At 72.5% G+C, this 6,000-nt stretch carries 6 protein-coding genes; all 6 read left to right on the top strand.

Translation table 11 applies throughout. The features are described from left to right. The first annotated feature begins 282 nt into the window (after window positions 1-282). Genes ACLIBK_RS14035 through ACLIBK_RS14010 form a run of 6 tightly spaced genes read left to right on the top strand, consistent with a single transcriptional unit; the run spans window position 283 to window position 5,979 of the window. Complete coding sequence (locus tag ACLIBK_RS14035) at window positions 283-1,572, top strand: ABC transporter substrate-binding protein (protein ID WP_415387892.1); 1,290 nt, start codon at window positions 283-285, stop codon at window positions 1,570-1,572. Continuing rightward, window positions 1,556-2,302, top strand: a complete 747-nt coding sequence (locus ACLIBK_RS14030; protein WP_415387891.1) for an ABC transporter ATP-binding protein — start codon at window positions 1,556-1,558, stop codon at window positions 2,300-2,302. Before ACLIBK_RS14035 ends, ACLIBK_RS14030 begins: the two co-directional genes overlap by 17 nt. Further along, window positions 2,295-3,002, top strand: coding sequence for an ABC transporter ATP-binding protein (locus ACLIBK_RS14025; RefSeq protein WP_415387890.1), 708 nt, complete (start codon window positions 2,295-2,297; stop codon window positions 3,000-3,002). Before ACLIBK_RS14030 ends, ACLIBK_RS14025 begins: the two co-directional genes overlap by 8 nt. A gap of 6 nt (window positions 3,003-3,008) precedes the next feature. After that, window positions 3,009-3,875 carry a branched-chain amino acid ABC transporter permease gene (locus ACLIBK_RS14020; RefSeq protein WP_415387889.1) on the top strand — a complete coding sequence of 289 codons (867 nt, stop codon included), beginning with the start codon at window positions 3,009-3,011 and terminating at the stop codon, window positions 3,873-3,875. Continuing rightward, the gene (locus tag ACLIBK_RS14015) at window positions 3,872-4,924 is read left to right on the top strand and encodes a branched-chain amino acid ABC transporter permease (protein WP_415387888.1); all 1,053 of its coding nucleotides are present in this window, start codon (window positions 3,872-3,874) and stop codon (window positions 4,922-4,924) included. The genes ACLIBK_RS14020 and ACLIBK_RS14015 overlap by 4 nt, the downstream gene beginning before the upstream one ends. Further along, window positions 4,921-5,979 carry an amidohydrolase family protein gene (locus tag ACLIBK_RS14010; RefSeq protein WP_415387887.1) on the top strand — a complete coding sequence of 353 codons (1,059 nt, stop codon included), beginning with the start codon at window positions 4,921-4,923 and terminating at the stop codon, window positions 5,977-5,979. Before ACLIBK_RS14015 ends, ACLIBK_RS14010 begins: the two co-directional genes overlap by 4 nt. Window positions 5,980-6,000: the final 21 nt, after the last annotated feature.

Here is a 6,000-nt window from a genome sequence, read left to right as displayed (position 1 = left end):
GTCACCGGCAAGCGCGTGACCTTCGCCTTCTTTCCCTGGAACTGGGACCGTGGCGATGGCTGCATCATCCGCCTCGTCGCCATCACCGATCCGGGACAGAACTACCGCATCGAGACGGGGGAGGCTTTCTGAGCCTCGGCGGGCCGCGACCTAGGATAGGTTTGGCGCGGCGGCACCGAGGCCGCCGCGGAAACCGCCGGGGTGACCAAACCTTGGCGGACAGCGTGGAAACGAGCGCGACGCAACGACGCCCGCCGCGAACAACAGGAAGGGAGGACGCCCATGGAATCCGGGATTGCGCCTGAGGACCTGCTGCCGCGCACCACGCGCCGCGCCACGGTGGCCGCCGCCCTCGGCGTGCTGGCCGCGCCGGCGGTGGGACGCGCGCAGGGCGCGGGGCGGCCGATCAAGATCGGCTTCGTCAACCCGCGCACCGGCCCGCTGGCCGCTTTCGGCGAGGCGGATGCCTTCGTGCAGGAACAGCTGGCGCGTACCCTGGCGGGCGGCATCCGCGTGGCCGGGCAGCTGCATCCCGTGCAGATCCTGGCGCGCGACAGCCAGTCCAACCCCAGCCGTGCCGCCGAGGTCGCCTCCGAGCTGATCCTGCGCGACAAGGTGGACCTGCTCACCGCCACCAGCGCGCCGGAAACGGTGAACCCCGTGGCCGACCAGGCCGAGGTGAACGAGGTTCCCTGCATCACCACCAACTGCCCCTGGCAGCCCTATTTCTTCGGCCGCCGCGGCGATCCCGCGAAGGGCTTCGACTGGACCTGGCACTTCTTCTGGGGGCTGGAGGACGTGATCGCGGCCTATACCGACCTCTGGTCCAAGGCCGAGACCAACAAGGTGGTGGGCGGGCTGTTTCCCAACGACGCGGACGGCAATGCCTGGGGCGATGCGCGCACCGGCCTGCCGCCGGCGCTGGCGCAGAAGGGCTACCGGCTGGTGGATACCGGCCGCTTCCAGCCCTTCTCCAACGACTTCTCCGCCCAGATCGCCGCCTTCAAGGCCGCCGAGGTGCAGATCGTCACCGGCAACCTGACGCCGCCGGACTTCGCCACCTTCTGGACCCAGGCCGGGCAGCAGAACTTCCGACCCAAGGTGGTCAGCATCGGCAAGGCGCTGCTGTTTCCCTCCGCCGTGGCGGCGCTGGGCGAGCGCGGCGCGGGGCTGACCACGGAGATCTGGTGGACGCCGCACCACCCGTTCCGTTCCTCGCTGACCAACCAGACGGCGGCGGAACTCTGCGCCGCCTACACGGCTGCCACCGGCAAGCCCTGGACGCAGCCCATCGGCTACCAGCACGCGCTGTTCGAGGTGGCGGTGGACGTGCTGAAGCGCAGCGCGAAGCTGGAACCGGAAGCGATCATCCAGGCCACCCGCGCCACCGACCTGCGCACCGTCGCGGGCCCGGTGAAGTGGGGCGCGGGGCCGGTGAAGAACGTGGCGCGCACGCCTCTGGTGGCGGGACAGTGGCGGCGGTCCGGCAGTGGTGCGCTGGACCTGGTGGTGCTGGCCAATCCCGGGGCCTCCGAGATTCCGATCGGCGGCAGCCTTGAGCTCCTCGGCTGACGGGGAGCCAATCCTCGCGCTGCGGGGCATCCGCAAGCGCTACGGCGCCGTGGTGGTGGCCGAGGGGATCGACCTGTCGCTCCGCCGCGGCGAAACGCTGGGGGTGCTCGGCCCCAACGGTGCCGGCAAGACCACGCTGTTCGGCATGATCACCGGCACCGTGGCGCCGGATGCCGGGCAGGTGGTGTTCGAAGGGCGGGACGTGTCCGCCCTGTCGCCGGCGAAGCGCTGCCGGCTGGGAATGGCGCGCTCCTTCCAGGTGCCGCAGCCCTTCGCCGGGCTGACGGTGTTCGAGAACCTGGTGGCCGCGGCCGCTTTCGGCACGGGCGAGGGCGAGCGCGCGACCTATGACCGCTGCGCCGCCATCCTGGAGCGCTGCGGGCTGCTGGCGCAGGCGAACCGTCCCGCCGGCGGCTTGCGGCTGCTGGATCGCAAGCGGCTGGAACTGGCGCGCGCCCTGGCGACCAAACCGCGGCTGCTGCTGCTGGACGAGGTGGCGGGCGGGCTGACCGAGCGGGAATGCGAGACGCTGGTGGCGCTGGTGCGCGACCTGCGCGACGGCGGCATGTCGGTGGTGTGGATCGAGCACGTGCTGCACGCGCTGACCGCGGTGGCCGACCGCGTGGTGGTGCTGCATGGCGGCCGCCTGATCGCCGAGGGCACGGCGGCCGAGGTGGTGCGCCACCCCGCCGTGGCCGAGGTCTATATGGGCATCCCCGTGGATGCCTGAGCCGCTGCTGGAACTGCGCGGGCTGGACGCCTTCTACGGCGATTTCCAGGCGCTGTTCGGCGTGTCCGCCGCGGTGGGCGCGGGCGAGGTCGCGGCGGTGATCGGCGCCAATGGCGCGGGCAAGAGCACGCTGCTCAAGACCGTGGCCGGGCTGATCGCCGCCCCCCGGCGCGACGCCGTGCTCTTCGACGGTGAGCCGATCGGCGGCCTGCCGGCGCATCAGGTGGTCGGGCGCGGCATCGCGCTGGTGCCGGAAGGGCGGCGGCTCTTCCCCTCCCTCAGCGTGGAGGAGAACCTGCTGATCGGCGGCCGTGCCGGGCGGCGCGGGCCGTGGTCGCTGGACGCGGTGTACGGCTTCTTCCCCGTGCTGGCGGAACGGCGGCACGTGCCCAGCACCGCGCTGTCCGGCGGGCAGCAGCAGATGGTGGCGATCGGCCGCGCGCTGATGTCCAACCCCCGCCTGCTGCTCTGCGACGAGATCAGCCTCGGCCTCGCCCCCGTGGTGGTGCGCGAGATCTACGCGCGCCTCCCGGCGCTGGTGGCGCAGGGCACGGCGGTGGTGGTGGTGGAACAGGACGTGGCCCAGGCGCTGGCGGCGGCCGGCCGGGTCTTCTGCCTGCGCGAAGGGCGCACGGTGCTGCAGGGCGGCGCCGGCGAGCTGACGCGCGAGGCTGTCGCCGCCGCCTATTTCGGGGTGTAGCGCGCGGTGGAATGGCTCAACGCGATCCTGCAGGGCGTGCTGCTGGGCGGCCTCTACGCACTGTTCGCGGCCGGGCTGTCGCTGATCTTCGGGGTGATGCGGCTGGTCAACATCGCCCATGGCGACCTGATCGTGCTGGCCGCCTACCTGGCGCTGGTGGCAACGGAGGCGCTGGGGATCGGGCCGCTGCCGGCGTTGCTGCTGGTGGTGCCGGCGATGGCGGCGATCGGCTACGCGCTGCAACGTTTCCTGCTGAACCGCACCCTGGGTGAGGACTTGCTGCCGCCGCTGCTGGTGACCTTCGGCCTCAGCGTTATCCTGCAGAACGGCTTGCTGGAGATCTTCTCCGCCGATAGCCGCCGGCTGCAGGCCGGGCCGATCGAGGTCGCCGGCCTGCCGCTGCCGGGCGGGCTGAGCGTGGGCGTGCTGCCGCTGCTGCAATTCGCGGTGGCGGTGGCCGCCATCGCCGGCCTGCAATGGCTGAGTTGGCGCACGCCGCTGGGCCGCGCCTTTCGCGCCACCGCCGATGACCCGGAGACGGCACGGCTGATGGGGCTGGACAACCGCCACGTCTTCGCCCTGGCCATGGCGCTGTCCCTGGCGGTGGTGGCGCTGGCCGGGGTGTTCCTGGCGGTGCGGACCAACTTTGACCCGGCCATCGGCCCGGCGCGGCTGATCTTCGGCTTCGAGGCGGTGATCATCGGCGGCCTGGGCAGCCTCTGGGGCACGCTGGCCGGCGGCGTGCTGCTGGGGGTGGCGCAATCCGTGGGGGCGCAGATCGACCCGGGCTGGCAGATCCTGGCCGGGCACCTGCTGTTCCTGCTGGTGCTGGCGGTGCGGCCCGAGGGCCTGTTCCCGAGGCTGCGTGGGTGAGCGCCGCCGCCGGGATGCGGGTGGCGCACAGCACACGGGCCAGCCGGATCGGGCTCGCGCTCTTCGTCGTTGGGCTGGTGGTGCTGGGGGCCGCCCCTTGGTGGGCCGACCGGCAGGGGCTGCGGCTGCTGGGCGAGATATACGCCTACGCCGCCCTGGCCAGCCTGTGGAACCTGCTGGCGGGCTATGCCGGGCTGGTCACGGTGGGGCAGCAGGCCTTCGTAGGGCTGGGGGGCTACGCGCTGTTCGCGCTGGCGCTGCTGCTGGGCGTGAACCCGCTCTGGGGCATCCCGGCGGCGGCGATCCTGGGCGCCGCCTTGGCGGTGCCGGTGGCGGCGCTGACCTTTCAGCTGCGCGGGGCGTATTTCGCCATCGGCACCTGGGTGGTGGCGGAGGTGTTCCGCCTGCTCGCGGCGCAGTTCTCCGCCCTGGGCGGCGGCTCCGGCACCTCCCTGCCCGCCTCCGTGGTGGCGGGCATCGCCGACGGCCGCGCGGCGCGGGAGCAGCTGCTCTACTGGCTGGGTTTCGGGATCTGCGCGGTGATCCTGGGGGCTATCCTGCTCCTGCTGCGCTCGCGCCACGGCCTCGCCCTGGCAGCGATCCGCGACAATGAGGTGGCGGCGCGTTCCTGCGGCATCGAGGTGGACCGCACCCGGCTGCTGGTGTTCGTGCTGGCCTCGGCGGGCGCCGCGGCGGTGGGGGCGCTGATCTTCCTGCAGAAGCTGCGCATCTCCCCCGACGCTGCCTTCAGCGTGAACGACTGGACGGCACTGGTGATCTTTATCGCCGTGATCGGCGGCATCGGGCGGGTCGAGGGGCCGCTGATCGGCACGGCCGTGTTCTTTCTGCTGCGCGAAACGCTGTCGCAGCTCGGCAGCCTCTACCTGCTGGTGCTGGGTGCCGTGGCCATCGCCGTGATGCTCTGGGCGCCCAAGGGCATCTGGGGGCTGCTGGCGGAGCGGCTGGGCTGGCAGGTCTTTCCCCTCGCCCGGCGTCTGGAACCCCGTGCCCCCGCGCAACCCATCCCGCAGGAGCAGGACGCCCGATGAGCCACCAGACCCGAGGCGGCGCGGCGGTGCCGCGCGTGCTCGACATCCACGCCCACCTGCTGTCGCCCGAGGTCTATGAACGAACCCGGGCGCACAGCCTCTTCGCGCGGATGGCGGAAGACGCCGACGCCCCGGAGGAGCAGCGCCGCGCGCTGCGGGCGCGCGCCGAGCGCGTCGAGCACAACATGGCGGAGGCCGAGGAGCGCGTGGCGCGGATGGACGCCATGGGCGTCGGCATCCAGGTGCTGAGCGCCAGCCTGGTGCACCAGTCCACCGACTTCGCCGATCCCGACACCGCCCTGGCGCTGGAGCGCCGGCACAATGACCGCCTCGCCGGCATCGTGGCGGCGCGGCCGGACCGCTTCCTCGGCCTGGGCGGGGTGCCCCTGCAGGCGCCGGCCCTGGCGGTGGCGGAGCTGGAGCGCTGCATGGGCGCGCTGCGGCTGCACGGGGTGGGCATCTCCACCCGGGCCGGCGGGCGGGAGATCGGCGACCCCGCCCTGCATCCCTTCTGGGCCAAGGCGGCGGAGCTGGGCGCCGTGGTCTACGTCCATCCCGCCGGCAACCAGGACGAGCGGCTGCGCAAGTTCCAGCTCTGGAACAGCCTGGGGCAGTCGATGGAGGAGGCCTTCGCCATCGCCTCGCTGATCTACGAGGGCGTGCTGGAACGTTTCCCCGGGCTGAAGATCTGCATCGCCCATGGCGGTGGCTACATGCCCTACAACACCGGGCGCGTGGACCGGAACTACGAGGAGAAGCCGGCGACGCGGGTGAACATGCGCCGGCCGCCGGCGGAGTACCTGCGCATGCTGTCCTATGACACCTGCGTCTACGACGGGCGCACCCTGGAAGCGCTGGTGGCCAAGGTGGGCGCGGAGCGCGTCATCCTCGGCTCCGACTACCCGGTGGGCGAGATGCGGCCGGTGGAGTTCGTCACCTCCGCCCCCGGCCTGTCGGCCGAGCAGAAGGGGCGCATCCTGTGGAACAACGCGGCCGCGCTGTTCGGCCTGCCGGGCGCGGCCGAGGGCGGGAGCGGGGCGCCGCCTCCCGCGTGATCCGGTGCCCGCGCGGCGGGG

The sequence above is a fragment of the Roseomonas sp. BN140053 genome (genome assembly GCF_047690175.1).
Classification (GTDB): domain Bacteria; phylum Pseudomonadota; class Alphaproteobacteria; order Acetobacterales; family Acetobacteraceae; genus Roseomonas.
This window is presented reverse-complemented; position numbering and strand designations above follow the sequence as displayed.